This is a genomic window from Streptomyces sp. NBC_01013, from assembly GCF_045162765.1.
Lineage (GTDB): Bacteria > Actinomycetota > Actinomycetes > Streptomycetales > Streptomycetaceae > Streptomyces.
Genome location: NZ_CP108687.1, coordinates 5,240,285 through 5,254,925 on the forward strand (window position 1 = coordinate 5,240,285; position 14,641 = coordinate 5,254,925).

The 14,641-nt window shown below is 70.5% G+C and carries 10 protein-coding genes; 5 read left to right on the top strand and 5 right to left on the bottom strand.

Features of this window, described 5'->3' with window-relative positions:
* Positions 1-187 precede the first annotated feature (187 nt).
* Positions 188-967, bottom strand: coding sequence for an ABC transporter ATP-binding protein (locus OG538_RS22815; protein ID WP_406096417.1), 780 nt, complete (start codon positions 965-967; stop codon positions 188-190).
* Complete coding sequence (locus OG538_RS22820; protein ID WP_406096419.1) at positions 960-1,898, bottom strand: ABC transporter permease; 939 nt, start codon at positions 1,896-1,898, stop codon at positions 960-962. Before OG538_RS22820 ends, OG538_RS22815 begins: the two co-directional genes overlap by 8 nt.
* 137 nt (positions 1,899-2,035) lie before the next feature.
* Between OG538_RS22820 and OG538_RS22825 the strand changes: the two genes are divergently transcribed.
* The 5 genes from OG538_RS22825 (at position 2,036) to OG538_RS22845 (ending at position 9,826) form a co-directional block, all read left to right on the top strand.
* On the top strand, positions 2,036-2,641 hold the full coding sequence (locus OG538_RS22825) for a TetR/AcrR family transcriptional regulator (protein WP_406096421.1): 606 nt from the start codon (positions 2,036-2,038) through the stop codon (positions 2,639-2,641).
* Positions 2,642-2,773: 132 nt separating this feature from the next.
* The gene (locus OG538_RS22830) at positions 2,774-6,328 is read left to right on the top strand and encodes a CDP-glycerol glycerophosphotransferase family protein (protein WP_406096423.1); all 3,555 of its coding nucleotides are present in this window, start codon (positions 2,774-2,776) and stop codon (positions 6,326-6,328) included.
* Between the two features lie 326 nt (positions 6,329-6,654).
* Positions 6,655-7,803 (top strand): glycosyltransferase family 39 protein, encoded by a 1,149-nt coding sequence (locus OG538_RS22835; RefSeq protein ID WP_406096425.1) that lies wholly within the window; start codon positions 6,655-6,657, stop codon positions 7,801-7,803.
* 66 nt (positions 7,804-7,869) lie between these two features.
* On the top strand, positions 7,870-9,381 hold the full coding sequence (locus OG538_RS22840) for a methyltransferase domain-containing protein (protein ID WP_406096427.1): 1,512 nt from the start codon (positions 7,870-7,872) through the stop codon (positions 9,379-9,381).
* A gap of 70 nt (positions 9,382-9,451) precedes the next feature.
* Complete coding sequence (locus OG538_RS22845; protein WP_236064105.1) at positions 9,452-9,826, top strand: hypothetical protein; 375 nt, start codon at positions 9,452-9,454, stop codon at positions 9,824-9,826.
* A 63-nt stretch (positions 9,827-9,889) separates the two neighbouring features.
* Here the strand turns inward: OG538_RS22845 and OG538_RS22850 are convergent, their stop codons facing one another.
* From OG538_RS22850 to OG538_RS22860, 3 genes are all read right to left on the bottom strand, one after another.
* Positions 9,890-12,058 (bottom strand): CDP-glycerol glycerophosphotransferase family protein, encoded by a 2,169-nt coding sequence (locus tag OG538_RS22850; protein WP_406096429.1) that lies wholly within the window; start codon positions 12,056-12,058, stop codon positions 9,890-9,892.
* 228 nt (positions 12,059-12,286) lie between these two features.
* Entirely contained in the window at positions 12,287-13,210 is a 924-nt protein-coding gene (locus OG538_RS22855; RefSeq protein ID WP_406096431.1) for a carbohydrate ABC transporter permease, read from the bottom strand.
* Entirely contained in the window at positions 13,207-14,637 is a 1,431-nt protein-coding gene (locus OG538_RS22860; RefSeq protein WP_406096433.1) for a carbohydrate ABC transporter permease, read from the bottom strand. Before OG538_RS22860 ends, OG538_RS22855 begins: the two co-directional genes overlap by 4 nt.
* Between the last annotated feature and the right edge of the window lie 4 nt (positions 14,638-14,641).

A 14,641-nucleotide genomic window follows, 5' to 3' on the forward strand; every position in this document is an offset into this window, starting at 1 on the left:
GGCGGCTGCCGGGCGTTCCGGTGGCCGCCTCGCCCGCATGCGCCGGAGACGGCTGGAGATGAGGGCGCCCCGCCCGGCACATCGAGCCCCTCCGGGGCCGGAGAGGGCTCGATGTGCCGGGCGGGGCTGGAGGCCCCGGGGTGTGTCCGGCGGGCCGGGGAGGGCTCGGGGGCGGCGGGGTCCGGAGTTACTTCTTGCCGGTGAAACGCTCGTACGCCGCCACGACCTCCTTGGCCGGGCCGTCCATCCGCAGGGTCCCCGCCTCCAGCCAGATCGCCCGGTCGCAGGTCTCGGTGATCGACTTGTTGTTGTGGCTGACCAGGAAGACCGTGCCGGCCTGTTGGCGCAGTTCGATGATCCGTTCCTTGCTGCGCCGCTGGAACCGGGCGTCGCCCGTGGAGAGCGCCTCGTCGATCAGGAGGACGTCGTGGTCCTTGGCGGCGGCGATGGAGAAGCGCAGCCGGGCGCCCATGCCGGATGAGTACGTGCGCATCGGAAGGGTGATGAAGTCGCCCTTCTCGTTGATGCCGGAGAAGTCGACGATGTCGTCGTAGCGTTCATGGATCTCCTCGCGGCTCATCCCCATCGCGAGGCCGCCGAGCACGACGTTGCGCTCGCCGGTCAGATCGCTCATCAGCGCCGCGTTCACGCCCAGCAGCGAGGGCTGGCCCTGGGTGTGGACGCGCCCCTTCGTGGCGGGCAGCAGTCCGGCGATCGCCTTGAGGAGGGTGGACTTCCCCGAGCCGTTGGAGCCGATCAGCCCGATCGCCTCTCCCTTGTACGCGGCGAAGCTGACCCCCTTCACGGCGTGCACCTCGCGTACTCCGGGGGTCTGCCGGCGCGAGAGGATACGGCTCAGGGCCGAGGTGGCGCTGCCCTTTCCGGTGCGGGCGCCGTTGACCTTGTACGTGATGTGAACGTCGTCGACGACGACCGTCGGTACCACGGGATCCGTGCTGTCAGCCACGTCCGTAACTCTCCTCGGCCTGCCAGAAGTAGAGGAACCCACCCACGCCGCACACCAGCGCCCAGCCCGCGGCGACGGCCCACACGTGCGGGGGAAGCTGCGAGCCGTGGAAGCTGTCGATGAGGGCGAACCGCATCAGGTCGATGTAGACGGCTGCCGGATTGATCTCCAGCGCCAGCTTCGCCAGGTGCGGGACCCGGTTGCCCGCCAGGCTCGTGTCGAGGCTCCACATGACGCCCGACGCGTACATCCAGGTGCGCAGGATGAAGGGCATCAGCTGGGCGATGTCCGGGGTCCGGGCGGCCAGGCGGGCGAAGGCCATCGAGACACCGGTGTTGAACACGGCCTGCAACGCCAGCGCCGGCACCGCCAGGAGCCAGGAGACGTGCGGGTACTGTCCGAACGCCAGCATGATCAGCACCAGGGCGCCCAGCGAGAACAGCAACTGCTGGAGCTGTTGCAGGGCCAGCGCGATCGGCAGCGAGGCCCGGGGGAAGTGCAGGGCCCGCACGAGGCCGATGTTGCCGCTGATCGCACGGGTGCCCGCGGTGATCGAGCTACTGGTGAAGGTCCAGATGAAGACGCCGGTGACCAGGAACGGGACGTAGTCCGGGACGCCGTGCTTCGTCTGCATCAGGACGCCGAAGATGAAGTAGTAGACCGTCGCGTTGAGCAGCGGGGTCATGATCTGCCAGATCTGGCCGAGCTTCGCCTGGCTGTACTGGGCGGTGAGCTTGGCGGTGGCGAACGCGGTGATGAAGTGCCGCCGCCCCCACAGCTGCCGGACGTACACCGGCAGCGTCGGACGGGCTCCACTCACGGTCAGTCCGTGGCGGGCGGCGAGGGCGGCGAGCTCGCCCGGGGCGTGGACGGGCGGGGAGGCGGACAGCGGGACGTCCGCCGGGGCCGGGGCTGTTGTCTGGCTCACCACGATCGCTTTCGAGGAAGGCGGGCAGGGCGGGAAGTTACGCAACTACGACGGGACGGGACCGTATCGTCGCAACGCCGAGAGTAGGACGCGTTGCGTCGCTACGCAACCGTTTCGTCGTCGCGCACTATGATTCGGCCATGACCACCGACCCGGGAAGCCGCCGCCGTCCCCCCGCCGGAGCCGCCGTGCTGCGCGAGGACGTGACCGATGCGATCCGCAGCGCGGTCTTCGAGGAGCTGGCCACGGTCGGCTTCGCCCGGATGTCCATCGAGGGCATCGCCCGGCGGGCCGGTGTCGGCAAGACAGCCGTCTACCGCCGCTGGAAGTCCAAGCTGCACCTGGTCCTGGACCTGGTCTCAGCCGTCGCGGTGCAGGGCATGCCGGCCCCCGCCACCGGTTCGCTGTACGGGGACGTCCGCGCCGTGCTCGAACTGGCCGGGTACGCTCTGCGCCACCCGCTCGCCTCCCAGGTCATCCCGGATCTGCTGGTCGAGGCGGCCCGCAACCCGGAGATCTCCGAAGCCATCAAGGCCGCCCTGCTCGACCCGCAGCAGGGCATCGCCGCCCTGGTCGTACGGGACGCCGTCGCGCGCGGGGAACTGCCGCAGGACAGCGACCCGGACCGCGCCCTCGACCTGATCGTCGGGCCCCTCTACTGGCGCCTCGCCGTCGTCAGGGGCGAGCTGCCCGCGGGCTATCTGGACGACCTGGCCGCCTCGGCCGTGGCCGCCCTCACACGCTGAGGGGGCGGCCGAGCCGCGGCACCGGCGTCAGCACGCATGAGCGCGACGTCACTCGTTGGGGACCGTAACCGGTGACCCCCGGCCGTTCACGGGGTTGAGCCATACGGATAGCCAGGCCCCCGACGAACGGACGTGCTCACCATGCCGCCACGGCTCAGTGTCGTTGTCCCCGTTTTCAACGTGGAACCCTTCCTGACGGACTGCCTGAAGTCCCTCGCGGAGCAGACCGTCACCGACCTGGAAGTGGTGATGGTCGATGACGGGTCCACCGACGACAGCGCGGCCCTGGCCGCCCGGTTCGCGGCACAGGACGACCGCTTCCGGCTGGTCAGCCAGAAGAACGGCGGTCTGGGACACGCCCGCAACACCGGCGTCCGCAACTGCCACCCCGACAGCCGCTACCTCGCCTTCGTCGACAGCGACGACGTCGTCCCGCAGGGCGCGTACGAACGGCTGCTCGGCGTGCTGGAGGAGACCGGCTCGGACCTCGCGTCCGGCAACGTGCTGCGGTTGAGGGCCGACGGCAGGCTCCAGCAGTCGCCCATGTTCCGGGTGCCCATGGCGACCACGCGGCTGCGCACCCACATCTCCCGCGACCGGGAACTCGCCGGGGACCGGATCGCCTGCAACAAGGTCTTCCGCCGCTCCTTCTGGGACGAGCACGCGTTCGCCTTCCCCGCCGGCGCGCTCTACGAGGACATCCCGGTCGTGCTCCCCGCCCATTTCCTGGCCGGTTCCGTCGACATCGTGAAGGACCCCGTCTACCACTGGCGGGACCGCCCCGGCTCGATCACCGCAGGCCGGGCCGTCGTCCGCGGCGTCCGCGACCGGGTCGCGCACGTCCAGGGCGTCTCCGCCTTCCTGGCGGACCACCGCACGGCCGCCGACAAGAACCACTACGAGGCGCACGCCCTGGCCAACGACCTCTGGTACTTCATGGAGGTCCTGCCGGACGGCGACGACGACTACCGCGACGCCTTCCTGACCCACACCAACGCCTTCATCGACCAGGTCGACCCGGCGGTGCTCGACGGCCTCCCGCTGCGGCTGCGGCTGATGTGGCACCTGGTGCGTGAGCGCCGTACGGAGGAACTGCTGGCCCTGCTCGCCTTCGACAAGCGGGAGCCCGGAGCGTTCGCCGTGCGCGGCCTGCGGCGCAGGCGAGCCGCCTACCCGCCGCTGACCCGACCGGTGCCGGACCGGGTGCTGCGCGTCGGCGAGCGCGATCTGCCGCTCGTCGCCCGGCTGCGGGAGGTGCGCTGGCAGAACGGCAAGCTGCACCTGAAGGGGTACGCCTACATCCGCAACCTGCCCGTCGCCTCGGGCCCCTCCGAGTTCCGGGCGGGCTGGCTGCGGGCGGGTGGACGGCAGGTGATCCCGCTGCGGCTGCGCAGGACCGTCGAGCCGGAGGCCACCGCGCGCTCCCGGCAGAGCCTGCACGACTACGACCGGTCCGGCTTCGAGACGGTCGTCGACCCCGCCAGGCTCCGCATCACCGCGGACGGCGCGGCCGGCCACGTCAGCTGGCGCCTGGAGCTCGGCGTCGCGAGGAAAGGGATGCTGCGGCGCTCCGTACCCACCACCGCTGAGGCCCCCGTGGCGCCGCCCGTGCACCGGCCGGACGGCGACCACCGGATCGTGCCGGTCTTCGACGCCGACCGGCTGGTCCTGCACGCCGAACGGATCGATGCACGCTTCGAGACGCACCGCGCGGGCGAGACGGACGACGGGACGGCCACCGTCGTCGTCGACGGCATGCTCCGGGACCGGCTCGGCAGCCAGGACCTGCGACTGGGCCTCACCCACCGCCCCTCCGGCACTGCCTTCGAGTGCCCGGTGACGGTGCACGAGGACGCCGCGACCTCCGCGGCGGGCTGGCGGCGCTTCACCGCCGGGATTCCGCTCACCGCCCTCCTCGACGCCCGGCGCGCGTCCGACGGGGAGCGGTCGGCTGTCCCGTACAGCGTCCATCTCGTCGGCCCCGGCGGCCGCCGGACCCCCATCGATGTGCCGTGCCCCGTCCCGACGGGCCGCTACCCGCTCGCGCCTGCCGCCGACGAGGCCCGCGAGCTGGCGCTCACCGTGAGTGCGCGCGGCAATCTGCTGATCAGTGACCGTCCCGTACAGCCCACCGTCGAGCTGGCCGCCTGGACGCAGGACGGGAAGCTGCTCCTGGAGGGCGGCTTTCCGGACGACCCCCGGCGCCCGGTCGAGCTCGTGGCCCGGCACAGCGGCCATCACGAGGAGGCGGTCCTCCCCGTCACGTTCACCGGACCGGAGGACGAGCGCCGGTTCACGGCCGAGCTGCGGCCGGACGCCGTCGACATGTGCGGGGGCGGCGAGCTGCCGCTGGGGGAGGGCAACTGGTACTTCTTCCTCCGCGAGAAGGGGGCCGCCGACGAGACCCGCGACGCCGCCCTGCGTCTCCCGGCCGCCGTCCATCACACCCTGCCCGCGGCCCGCACCCTGGCGGGACGTACGTACGTCATCGAGCGCCGCTTCCACGACCAGTTGCTGCTGAGCTGCGCACCCCCACTCGACGCCAGGGAACGCGGGGCCCGTGCCCGGCGGCTGCTGAGCGCGGCCTACGCGGTCCAGCGCACCGCGCCGCTGCGCGAGACCGTGCTGTTCAGCAGTTTCGACGGCCGTCAGTACTCGGACTCACCGCGCGCCGTCCACGAGGAGCTCACCCGGAGGGGCACGGGTCTGGAGCATCTGTGGGTGGTGCGCGACCAGCAGGCGCGCATCCCGGCCGGGGCCACCGCCGTGGAGCACGGTTCGGCCGCCTGGCACGAGGCACTGGCCCGCAGCCGGCACATCGTCACCAACACCCAGCTGCCCGAGTGGTTCGAACGCCGCGAGGACCAGACCGTCGTCCAGACCTGGCACGGCACCCCCCTCAAGCGCATCGGCCTCGACCTCGCCGGCACCGCCCAGGCGAACTCCGCCTACATCGCCACCCTCGAACAGCGCGCCCGGCAGTGGAGCTTCCTGGTCTCCCCGAACACGTACTCCACCCCGGTGCTGCGCCGCTCCTTCGGCTTCGAGGGCGAGGTCCTGGAATGCGGCTATCCCCGCAACGACCTCTTCCACGCCCCGGACCGGACCAAGGTCGCCGCCGCGGTGCGGGAGAACCTCGGGATCCCCGACGGCAAACGGGTCGTGCTCTACGCGCCGACCTGGCGCGAGGACCGTCCGAAGAACCGCGGCCTCTACACCATGGACCTGCGGCTCGACCTCGCCGCCGCCGAGCGTGAACTGGGTGCGGACACCGTCCTGCTGGTGCGCCGTCACTACCTGGTGGCCGACCGGCTCCCGGACAGCGGCACGGGGTTCGTCCGTGATGTCTCGCGCTACCCGGACGCCGGCGAACTGATGCTGATCAGCGACGCGCTGGTGACCGACTACTCCTCGATGATGTTCGACTTCGCGCAGACCGGCCGGCCGATGCTCTTCCACACCTACGACCTCGAGTACTACCGCGACACGCTGCGGGGATTCGCCTTCGACTTCGAGTCGCGGGCCCCAGGCCCGCTGATCCCGGACTCCGGGGACCTCATCGAGGCGCTGCGTGACCCTGATCGGTCGACCGCGGGACACGCGGGGGCGTACGAGGCATTCCGGCGGGACTTCTGCGACCTCGACGACGGCCGGGCGGCCGCCCGAGTGGCCGACCGGATGCTGTAGTCCACCTCCCTGTGCCACCTCGTTCCCGGCCCGGCAGCAATGCGGGGTGAACTGCGGGGTGACGGGATGGTGGACGCGTATTGACGTACAGGCTGTCCGAACAGCGTGAACCGTTCGAGTGATTCGGAGAAGGTGGCGTTTGCACGGACGTGCAGGGAATCGACACTGCGGGCCGGATAAGTATGTTCATCGGTGCGTTGTATAGCGTCGCCGGGTTGCTACGTTCTGTTTTCATGGGTATCCGAATGTGGTGCGAGACATGGGATGTGCGGCGGTCCCGAGCCGCTGTGCTCGTTGCCGCGGCAGTCGGGCTCCTCACGCGCGTGATGATCGCCGCGAATACGCCGGGGCCCGCCGATGTGCGGTTCTTCCAGGGATTCGCCAAGGCGCTGTCCGTGTACGGCCCCATTCGGATCTATGAACAACCGCTGCCCGGTCTGCCCGTCTACAACCATCCGCCGCTGGCCGGTTGGATGCTGCTCGGACTGAACAGTCTTTCGGAATTCGGAATGGCGTTCGCCACGCTGATCAGGTGGCCCGCTTCGATCGCCGACTTCGTCTGCACCCTGCTCGTGTTCGAAATCGTCCGCCGGCGCGCCGCGCTGCGCACCGCGATGCTGTGCGGGATCGGAGTGGCCGTCAGCCCGGTGCTGATCGCCACCTCCGGTTACCACGGCAACACCGACGCGGTCGCCGTCATGTTCGCCCTGGCCGCTGCCCATCTGCTGGCCGACCGCAGGTCCCCGCTCGCCGCGGGGGTGGCCGCGGCGCTCTCGATCAGCGTCAAGTTCATCCCCGTCGTGGCGATCCCGGCGCTGTTCGTCGCCGCGTTGCGCGGCGGCCGGCCGGTACTGGTCCGCTTCGCCGCCGGGTTCGCCGGCGTGTCCGCGCTCGTGTGGGGGCCGGTCCTGGTGACGGTGCCGCAGGCGCTCAAGGAGAACGTGCTGGAGTACGCGGGCGGCAGCTACCGCCTCTGGGGCCTCGTCCGGTTCGCCGACGCGTTCGGCCTGCCGGAGTCCGTCATCACCTTCATGCAGGGTGGCGGGCACTTCCTCTTCGTCCTGATCTGCGTGGCCGCCGGTGCCTGGCTCGCATGGCTGAGGCCCGCGCAGCTGCCGGGCGTCGTCGCCGTCACGCTGGGCCTGCTGCTGCTCCTGTCCACCGCCTCCGGTCTGCAGTACCTGACCTGGGCGGCGGCCGGAATGTTCGTCCTCGGGTTCTGGGAAGGGCTTGCGTACAGCTGTGTGCTCGGACTGACGACCGTCCTCGGTTACAGCGGACGTTCCCCCGTGCGATGGAGCGAGCCGGTGCTGCAACTGGGCGCCGCCGGCTGGATCGTCCTCGCGGCCGGACTGGCCGCCGGCATCCACCGGCTCCTCGCCCTGCCGCCGGGCGGGGGCCCGGCCGGCCGCACCGGGCGGACGCGGTTCGCAGGCCCCCGTACTTCCCAGCCCTCCAAGTCCGCCGTCACCTGACCGCGGCGCCCGTCACCGCCCCCTCCCGACCTCAGCCACGAGCACCGAGAAACTGGAGAACGCCCCGTGAAGGAAAGCCCGAGCCCCAGGATCGGCATCCTGGTGGTCGCGTACAACGCGGAGACCACGCTGGAGAAGACCCTCGACCGGATTCCGGAGGATTTCCGGTCCCGGGTCGACGAGATTCTCATTCTCGACGACGCGAGTCACGACGCGACCTTCACCGCCGGCTGCCGGTGGTCGCAGGCCGAAGGAATGCCGCGGACCGTGGTCATGCGCCACACGAAGAACCTCGGTTACGGCGGCAACCAGAAGGCCGGATACGCGCTGGCGGCCGCGCACGGCCTCGACATCATCGTGCTGCTGCACGGCGACGGACAGTACGCCCCCGAACTGCTTCCCGACATGGTGGCCCCGATCGAACGCGGCGAATGCGAAGCCGTGTTCGGATCGAGGATGATGAAATCCGGCAGCGCCCTCAAGGGCGGAATGCCGATGTACAAGTGGCTGGGCAACCGCGTTCTCACCCGACTGGAGAACGGACTGCTCGGCTCGAAGCTCACGGAGTTCCACTCCGGATACCGTGCCTACAGTGTCGAGGCGCTGAAGAAACTCCCCATCGACCGGAACACGGACGCCTTCGACTTCGACACCCAGATCATCGTCCAGCTGCTGAACGCGGGAATGCGGATCAAGGAGATCCCCGTCCCGACCTACTACGGCGACGAGATCTGTTACGTCAACGGTATGAAGTACGCGAAGGACGTCGTCAAGGACGTCCTCGAATACCGCTTGGCGGTCAAGGGGTTCGGCACCTGCGCCTGGATCCCCAAGCCCGTCGAGTACGCCTTCAAGGAGGGCGACGGATCCTCGCACGCGGTCATCCTGGAGAAGATGCGGAAGATGCCCCCCGGCCGGGTCCTGGACCTCGGCTGTTCCGGCGGGCTGTTCGCGCAGCGCCTCGAAGCGCTCGGCCACGAGGTGACCGGGGTGGACTACGTCGAGGTGCCCGGTGTGCGCGAGAAGTGCACCCACTTCCATCTCGCCAACCTGGAGGAGGGGCTGCCGGCCGAGATCGGCTCCGGCTTCGACTACGTGGTGGCCGGGGACGTCATCGAGCACCTCTCCCGTCCCGAACGCGTACTGGCCGAGGTCGCCACCGTGCTGCGGCCGGGCGGCGAGGTGCTCCTCTCCGTGCCGAACTTCAGCCACTGGTACTCACGGCTGCGGGTCGCGCTCGGTGCCTTCGACTACGACCGCCGCGGCATCCTCGACGAAACGCACCTGCGCTTCTTCACCCGGGCCAGTCTGCGTCGTACCGTGCGCGCCGCGGGCTACGACGTCCTGGACATCGCCTCGACCGGGGCGCCGTTCTGGTCGCTCCTGGGCCGTGGGCCGCTCGCTGCCGTACTCGGCGGGCTGTCGAGGCTGCTGACCCGCATCCGGCCGACCCTGTTCGGCTATCAGCACGTCGCACTGCTCACCCCGCATGCGGCCGAGACGATCATCGCTGGAGAGCACGTCGATGTACAGGACATCCTCAACCGACAGTACGTCCCCGACCGGGTCGGCGTCTGAGGCGACGATCCCCGAACCCACCCCCGCCCCGGCATCCGAGTCCCGGGCCGCCGCAGTCAGGAGCAAGGCCTTGACCCTCCCCAGTCTGATCCTGCTGCTGTTCGCCGTCTTCTCGTCGGCCGGTGGCCAGATCATGCTCAAGCACGGGATGAAGGGCGCCGTTGCCACCGCCGGGCGGGACGGCGGTTCGGTCGCGCTGCGGGCCGCCACCAGCCCGTGGGTCGTCCTCGGCCTGGTGGTCTTCGCCGTGTCCGCACTCGCCTGGATGTCGACGCTGGCCAAGGTGCCGCTCTCCATCGCCTATCCGTTCAACGCCCTCGGATATCTGCTGATCGTGGGGGCGGGCGCGACCGTGCTGCACGAGCGGACCTCCATGTGGACCTGGGGCGGTTCCCTGCTCGTGGTGATCGGCCTCGCCACGGTCATGGCGGGCCAGCAACGCTGAGACCGGCGCCGCATACGCCGAAGGGCCCGCCACCCGGCGGGCCCTTCGGCGTATGCGGCGGGGTCAGGCCGTCGCGGACGGAGCGGGCTCCTCGCCCAGCAGCACCCGGCGCACCACGCGCTCGGCGGCGCGGCCGTCGTCGTACGGGCAGAAACGGGCCCGGAAGGACGTCAGCAGCGCCCTGCTCGCCGGGCCGTCCCAGCTGCCGTCGTTGAAGATCCGCGCCAGCTCGTCCGTGGTCGTCGCCACGGCGCCCGGGGTCTCGCCGGGCCTGCCGGACAGCAGGTCGAAGACGACGCCGCGGACCGTGCGGTACGTCTCCCAGTCCGGGGCGTGCACCACGATCGGGCGGTTCAGGTGTGCGTAGTCGAACATCACCGACGAGTAGTCCGTGATCAGCGCGTCGGCCGCCAGACAGAGGTCCTCGATCCGGGGGTGGTCGCTGACGTCGATGACCGACGGGCTCCCGGGCATCCCCGTGTCCCCGTAGAAGTAGTGCGCACGCACCATGACCACGGTGTCCGGGCCGACGGACGCGCAGAAGCGCTCCAGGTCCAGACGGCTGGTGAAGGCGGCCTCGTAGTCGCGGTGGGTGGGCGCGTAGAGCAGGGCCCGCTGCCCGGGTCGGATGCCGAGGCCCTCGCGGACCGCGCGGACCTGCTCGGGGGTCGCCGATGCGAGGACGTCGTTGCGCGGGTACCCCGTCTCCAGGCTCCGCGCGGCACCCGGGTAGGCGCGGGCCCACACCTCGGTGGAGTGCGGATTGGCGGAGACGCTCCAGTCCCACCGGTCGATGCGCTTGAGCAGCCGGTCGAAGTTCAGCCCCTGCGCCGCCGCCGGATAGTCCTGCTGGTCCAGTCCCATGATCTTCAGCGGGGTGCCGTGATGCGTCATCACATGGACCTGCCCGGGCCGCTTGACCACGTGGTCGGGGAAGTTGACGTTGTTGAAGAAGTACGTGGCGCGGGCCATCGTCGCCCAGTAGCGGCGGGTGCCGGGCACCACGTGGTCGATGCCCTCCGGCACCGATTCCACCTGGTTCTTCGAGACCACCCACACACCGCGCACCCCCGGCGCCAGCTCCTGGGCCTTGCGGAAGACGGCCTCCGGATTGCAGCTGACCCCGCGGTTCCAGTAGGCGGCGTAGACGGCGAGACCGCGGTCCAGCGGGAGTTTGCGCTGCCACCAGTAGTAGCGCCTGCTCAGGCTGCGCTTGGCCCGGTCCCGCACCGCGTCCGGTGCGGCCCGCAGGGCGCGGCGCAGGGCCAGAGCCGTGTCGAGGGCGCCGAGCACGGCGTACCGGCCGCCGCCGATCAGCCGGGGCCGCAGCCCGCGCGCGCCTCCTGCGAAACGGTGACCGGCGGGCCGGTACGCGCGGTGGAAGGCGGCGACGGAGCGTACGTAGCGCCTGCGCCGGCGCGTCACCGCCGGATATCCGGACAGCAACTCCTGGACGGCCCGTTCGAAGAGGAGCGGCTGCACCGCGAGCAGCCGGGGCCGCTCGCGGAGGAACTCCATCAGACCGGCATAGGCGTCGACGAGCTCGGCGGGCGCCGCGTCGGGCCTCGTCTCGTCGTCGAGGCCCGGCAGGTGGCGCTGCTGTCGGTGCTCGACGCAGGCGGTGGGCAGGACGGCCACGGACTCGGCGGCGGCGACGGTCTGCAGGGCGTAGATCCGCTCCCCGTGCCGCCCGGGTCCGAAGGCCAGCTTCTCGCCCTCGTGCAGGGTGCGGCGGACGGCACGGTTCCAGGACACCGGTGCGATGTCGAGGAGCGCGGACTGCCCCGGCGCGGTCAGCGGGCCCTCGGACAGTTCGCCCAGCAGCTCCAGCGACCTGCTGGGCCGGGGACGCCCGCGGAAGGGGCGCTTGTGGTGGCCGAACAGCACCAGATCGGGGTCGTCCGCAGCCCCGATCCGGTCGGCGACGGCCCGCAACGCGTCCGGCAGGAGGACGAAGTGGGCTTCCAGGAACAGCAGGTAGTCCCCGACGGCCCGTTCCGCCCCGGCGTTTCGGCACCCGCTCGGCCCGGCGCCGTCCGGGAGGTGGATGGCCTGCACCCGGCAGTCCCGGGCGGCGAACTCGTCGAGCAGCAGCCCCGAGCCGTCCGGCGCCCCGTCGTCGACACCGATCACCTCGATGTCCGTGAACGACTGGGAGAGCACCGACTCCAGGCACTCGCGCAGACTTCCCCGGGCGCGGCGGACCGGGATGATGACACTCAGGCGGGGCATACGGACTCTTTCTCGGACACGGGCATGAGGAGCAGCACGGACCGGGCGCAGCGCGCCGCGGTCCGCGCGCCGACGGCGGGGGCGTGTACTCCGTAAACGCCCGATGGGGTGACGGGGTTACGCGCAACCGCCTCGGCCACGCGAAACGCCAGGCAGGGGCAGCCCTGTCGGAGTGAACAGGACTGCCCCTGATTGACGTGCGTATGGGCGACTCGTGCGGTGGTGCGGCTACTTGACCGCGCCCGCCATCACGCCGGAGACGAACTGGCGCTGGAAGGCGAAGAACACCGCGAGCGGAATCACCATCGACATGAAGGCGCCGGGCGCCAGTACGTCGATGTTGTTGCCGAACTGCCGTACCTGCTGCTGGAGCGCCACGGTGATCGGCGGGGAGCCGGAGTCGGCGAAGATCAGCGCGACCAGCATGTCGTTCCACACCCAGAGGAACTGGAAGATCCCGAGCGAGGCGATCGCCGGACCGCCCAGCGGCATCACGACCCGGGTGAAGAGCCGGATTTCGCCCGCCCCGTCGAGCCGGGCCGCCTCCAGCAGCTCCCGCGGGATCTCCGCGAAGAAGTTGCGCAGCAGGAAGATCGCGAAGGGCAGACCGAAGGCCGTGTGGAAGATGATCACGCCGAAGGTCGTCTCGAAGATCCCGACAGCGCCGAAGAGCTTGGAGACCGGGATCAGGGCGACCTGCACCGGGACCACCAGCAGCCCCACGACCACGAGGAACCACCAGTCGCGGCCCGGGAACTCCATCCAGGCGAACGCGTACCCGGCGAGCGATCCGATCACCACGACCAGGACCGTCGACGGGACGGTGATCAGGACCGTGCTGAGCAGCGAATCGGTGAACGTCGAATTGTCCAGCAGCCGGGAGTAGTTGTCGAAGGTCAGCTCCGACGGGACGGTGAAGATCTTCCACCATCCGGTCGCCGCGATCTTGTCCGCGCTGCGCAGGGAGGACAGGAACAGTCCGACGGTCGGCATCAGCCAGAACAGGGCCACCAGGATCAGGGCGACCCGCATCACACCGCCGCCGGCCAGAGCCGCGATCCGTGCCCCGAGGGGCCGCCCGGCCTTCGCCGTGCCGGTGTCCGGGGCGTCGCCCGTCCCGGCGGGCACGGCCGTGGTCGAGGGTGTCGTCATCGGCGCCCCTCCTTCCGTATCCGCCTGATGTTGAAGAGCATCACCGGGACGACCAGCAGCAGGAGAAGCACGGCGATGGCGCTGCCGATCCCCAGATCCGCGTCCGTGCCGAACGACGACCGGTAGAGCTGGAGCGCCAGCACGTTCGCGTCGTCCTGCGAGGAGCCCGGCGCGATGATGAAGACCAGGTCGAAGACCTTCAGGACGTTGATCATCAGAGTCACCAGCACCACCGCGAGGACCGGGGCGAGCATCGGCACGGTGATCCGGCGGAACACCTGCCACTCGTTGGCCCCGTCCACCCGGGCCGCTTCCAGGAGTTCGCGCGGCAGGCCCGCCAGGCCGGCCGCGATCAGCACCATGGCGAAGCCGGCCCACATCCAGACGTAACTCCCGATGATGCCGGGCGTGACGAACGACGGGCCGAGCCATTCCACCCCGTTGTACGGCTCCTTGAAGTTCGAGGCGGGAAGGCGGAGTTCGGCCCCGTCCGCGGAGGCGGGCAGGGTGAACACCCCGTCGGCGCCCGCCGTGGCGGAGGCGACCACCTTGCCGTCCTTGACGGCCTCCACCTTGATGCCCTTGAGCCCGAGCTCCGTGGTGTCGATGACGTTGGGCTTGCCCCCGCCGCCCTTGGTGAAGTCCAGCCATGCGGTGCCGGTGATCTTCCCGTCCCCGCCCGTCTGCGGGGCGCGGGCCGGCTTCGCGTCGGTGGGCATCTTCGCGGGCAGCACCCCGACCAGCGGCAGCTGGACCGGCTGCCCGGCCCGTACCGGCACCTTCGTCACGAAGGAGCCGCCGCCCGCCGCCTTCAGCGGATGGACGGGCAACGGGTGGGCCTTGGGGAAGCCCGCCGACTCGGCGAACGTGTCGTGCACGCCCACCCATACGGCATTGGCGACCCCGCGCTCCGGTGCCTGGTCGTACACCAGCCGGAAGATGATGCCGGCGGCGAGCATCGAGATCGCCATCGGCATGAAGACGATCAGCTTGAACGCCGTGCCCCAGCGGATCCGTTCCGTCAGCACCGCGAAGATCAGCCCGAGTGCCGTGGCGACGGTCGGGGCGAAGACCACCCAGATCGCGTTGTTCTTGACCGCCGTACGGATGGTGTCGTCCGTGAACAGCGCCTTGTAGTTGTCGAACCCGGCGAATCCGGTGCCCGCCTGGTCGAAGAACGACCGGTACACGGAGTACACGATCGGATACACCACGAGCGCGCCGAGCAGGACCAGCGCGGGCAGCAGGAAGAGCGCCGCGATGACCCTGCGGGTGCCGGTCACGCTCCTGCGGCTGCGTCCGGTGTCCTGCGGTCCGGACGGCTTCCCGGACACGGGCTCCCTGGGGGCGGGTACCGAGGTCCCGCCGGAGGGTTGCTTGTCGGCGGGGAGCGCCTCGTCGGCGCCCCCCGCTGCGGCTGTCGTCATCGCG

Bases quoted from the DNA above. Each gene is read 5' to 3' on its own strand.
- OG538_RS22825 (WP_406096421.1), top strand. From the start codon at position 2,036: ATGACCACCGACCCGGGAAGCCGCCGCCGTCCCCCCGCCGGAGCCGCC.
- OG538_RS22835 (WP_406096425.1), top strand. From the start codon at position 6,655: ATGATCGCCGCGAATACGCCGGGGCCCGCCGATGTGCGGTTCTTCCAG.
- OG538_RS22850 (WP_406096429.1), bottom strand. From the start codon at position 12,058: ATGCCCCGCCTGAGTGTCATCATCCCGGTCCGCCGCGCCCGGGGAAGT.
- OG538_RS22855 (WP_406096431.1), bottom strand. From the start codon at position 13,210: ATGACGACACCCTCGACCACGGCCGTGCCCGCCGGGACGGGCGACGCC.
- OG538_RS22860 (WP_406096433.1), bottom strand. From the start codon at position 14,637: ATGACGACAGCCGCAGCGGGGGGCGCCGACGAGGCGCTCCCCGCCGAC.